We start from the raw sequence: 2,991 nt of genomic DNA, 5'->3' as shown, positions 1-2,991 counted from the left end.
GAACCGGATCAGCAGCGGCAGCGCGCACCGCTGTGCCACCCCGCCCAGCGCCTCTTCGAGGCCGAGGCTGTCGAGGGCCGAGGGGTACACGCGCCAGGCCACGTCCCGCAGTTCGGCCAGGACCCCGCGCGCCTCCTCGTGCGCCTGGCGCAGCAGCGCGTCCGCCCGCCCCGGGTCCCGCTCCCGGCCCCTGCGTGCCCGTCCGATCAGCATGGCGAGGGCCACCAGGCGCTGCTGGACCCCGTCGTGCAGGTCGCGCTCGATGCGCCGCCGCTCGGTGTCCACGGCCTGCACCACGGCGGCCCGGCTGCCCGCGAGTTCGTCGATCCGCCGGCGCAGCAGCTCGCCCTCGGACGGGCCGAAGCAGTCGCGGGCGAGGCGCGCGTCCAGGGCGGTCAGCGCGTACAGGCCCTGGACGTCGAGGAACAGCAGCACTCCGCCGAGGAGCAGCTGGCCGAGCAGCTCCGCCCAGCCGACCGAGCCACGGACCACCGCCACCGCGAGCAGGGCGGCCAGGGCGGCGCCGAAGCCGAGCAGCCCGAGCACGACCCCGCACACCAGCCCGGTCCAGCCGCGCACCGCCACGTACCGCAGCAACCGCCGGTCGGAGGTCTCGTACGCGGCGGGGAAGCGGTCGCCGAAGAAGAAGGCCCGCCGGGCGCGCTCCAGGCCCGCGAGCCGCCGCGCCCCGGCCACCAGGACCGCCAGGGCACGCACCCGCGTGCGGGGCCACAGGAGGAAGGGACCGAGCCCGCCGCCCACGAGCAGCAGGTGGAGGACGGCGAGGAGGGCGGTCGGAACGCCCGCGAGGACGCCGAGGGCCCGCGGCGCGGCACCCCGACGGACGGCCGGCGCCGTCGGCTCGCCTTCTCCGTCCTGCCCCACGGCACCCGACCCTAGTGCGGGCGCCGGGGCCGGACAAGATCGTCCGGGAGCCGCCCCGGGCCGACCGGAGCGGGAGCCGGGGCCGGGAGCGCCGGGGCCCGTCCGTGCCCCGTCCGCGGGAGCCGCCGTCCGCCGGACCTCACGCCGGGTCCTTCCGCTCACGGCGTCCGGCGGTGCTGCGCCTGCCGCCCGCGCGCCCGGTCGCGCTGTCCGCCCCGACCGGACGCCGACCCCGAACCGGAACCGGAGTCCGCGCCCGAGCGGCGCCCCCGGACCCGTACCGCGATCCAGGCGCCCACCGCCACCACCACGAGGACGAGGACCACCTTCGACAGGATCCCCACGTACCGCTCCACCAGGTCCCACTGGTCGCCGAGCAGATAACCGGCCGTGATCAGGACGCTGTTCCAGATGAGGCTGCCGAGGGCGGTGAGGAGGAGGAAGACGTGCGTCGGCATGCGTTCGAGGCCGGCCGGCACCGAGATGAGGCTGCGGAAGATCGGCACCATCCGCCCCAGGAACACCGCCTTGGTGCCGTGCCGGCCGAACCACTCCTCGGTGCGTTCCAGGTCCGACACCTTCACCAGCGGCAGCCGCTCCCAGAGGGCGTACATGCGCTCGCGGCCGAACAGCGCGCCGATCCAGTACAGCGCCACCGCGCCGACCACCGAGCCGAGCGTCGTCCAGAAGAGGGCGGAGACGAGTGTGATCGCGCCCTGCCCGGCGGCGAAGCCGGTCAGCGGGAGGATCACCTCGCTCGGCAGCGGCGGGAAGAGGTTCTCCAGGGCGATGGCGAGCCCGGCCCCCGGCCCGCCCAGGGTCTCGACCAGGTCGGCCGCCCAGCCGGCCACCCCGCCGGCGGGTTCGGCGGCCTGGGCGAGGATCTCTCCCGGCGGACCGGTCAGGGGCTCCCGGGCGGCGGTGGTGACCGAGGACAGAAGACGCATCGTGGGACTCCGAGTCGGCAGGGGACGGGGCAAGGGAACCGGAGCGGTGTCCGCGCCGGTGTCCTCCACGCTAGGAACGCCGGCCCGGCGGCGGTATGCGTCTTCCCGCCCGGTCCCGTGCCGTTCCCCGTACCCCCGACCCTGCGGAAAACCGCACCACAGGGAACCTCGTCGTGAAACCGCCCGGGGGCGGCGGCCCGGCGGCGGCGGGCGCCCGGCCCGCTCCGCCGGACGGAGGCCTCTCCCGGACCGCCTACCCTTGGACGCATGACGAGCAGCAGCGACCGGAGCCCCGCAGTGAGCGTTGAGGTACCCAAGACCTACGAGATCCGCACCTACGGGTGCCAGATGAACGTCCACGACTCCGAGCGGCTCTCCGGTCTGCTGGAGGACGCCGGCTACGTCCGCGCCCCCGGCGGCTCGGACGGCGACGCCGACGTCGTCGTCTTCAACACCTGCGCGGTCCGCGAGAACGCCGACAACAAGCTCTACGGCAACCTCGGCCGGCTCGCCCCCATGAAGACCACGCGCCCCGGCATGCAGATCGCCGTGGGCGGCTGCCTCGCGCAGAAGGACCGCGACACCATCGTCAAGAAGGCCCCCTGGGTCGACGTGGTCTTCGGCACGCACAACATCGGCAAGCTGCCGGTCCTCCTGGAGCGCGCCCGCGTGCAGGAGGAGGCGCAGATCGAGATCGCCGAGTCCCTGGAGGCGTTCCCCTCCACGCTGCCGACCCGCCGCGAGTCCGCGTACGCGGCCTGGGTCTCCATCTCCGTCGGCTGCAACAACACCTGTACGTTCTGCATCGTCCCGGCCCTGCGCGGCAAGGAGAAGGACCGCCGCCCCGGCGACATCCTCGCCGAGATCGAGGCACTGGTCGCCGAGGGCGTCTCCGAGATCACCCTCCTCGGTCAGAACGTCAACGCGTACGGCTCCGACATCGGCGACCGCGAGGCCTTCTCCAAGCTGCTGCGCGCCTGCGGGAAGATCGAGGGCCTGGAGCGGGTCCGGTTCACCTCCCCGCACCCGCGCGACTTCACCGACGACGTGATCGCGGCGATGGCCGAGACCCCCAACGTCATGCCGCAGCTGCACATGCCGCTCCAGTCCGGCTCGGACACCATCCTGAAGGCGATGCGCCGCTCGTACCGGCAGGAGC

Annotated in this window: 3 protein-coding genes; 1 reads left to right on the top strand and 2 read right to left on the bottom strand. The window is 74.3% G+C overall.

Going from position 1 to position 2,991, the window contains the following annotated elements:
- A partial coding sequence (locus RIF68_RS32870; RefSeq protein ID WP_309055054.1) for a histidine kinase dimerization/phosphoacceptor domain-containing protein occupies window positions 1–885 on the bottom strand: 885 nt, incomplete at its 3' end.
- Between the two features lie 158 nt (window positions 886–1,043).
- Window positions 1,044–1,832: a DedA family protein gene (locus tag RIF68_RS32865; RefSeq protein ID WP_309055052.1), complete on the bottom strand. Its 789-nt coding sequence runs from the start codon at window positions 1,830–1,832 to the stop codon at window positions 1,044–1,046.
- A gap of 267 nt (window positions 1,833–2,099) precedes the next feature.
- Here RIF68_RS32865 and RIF68_RS32860 point away from each other — a divergent pair.
- Window positions 2,100–2,991 (top strand): MiaB/RimO family radical SAM methylthiotransferase (locus RIF68_RS32860; protein WP_309055051.1); only part of this gene is annotated, 892 nt, incomplete at its 3' end.

It is taken from the genome of Streptomyces sp., from assembly GCF_031178505.1.
Classification (GTDB): domain Bacteria; phylum Actinomycetota; class Actinomycetes; order Streptomycetales; family Streptomycetaceae; genus Streptomyces; species Streptomyces gulbargensis.
This window is presented reverse-complemented; position numbering and strand designations above follow the sequence as displayed.

What these genes read in the sequence shown, in the direction of transcription:
- RIF68_RS32865 (WP_309055052.1), bottom strand. Translation starts at nt 1,832, where the DNA reads ATGCGTCTTCTGTCCTCGGTCACCACCGCCGCCCGGGAGCCCCTGACC.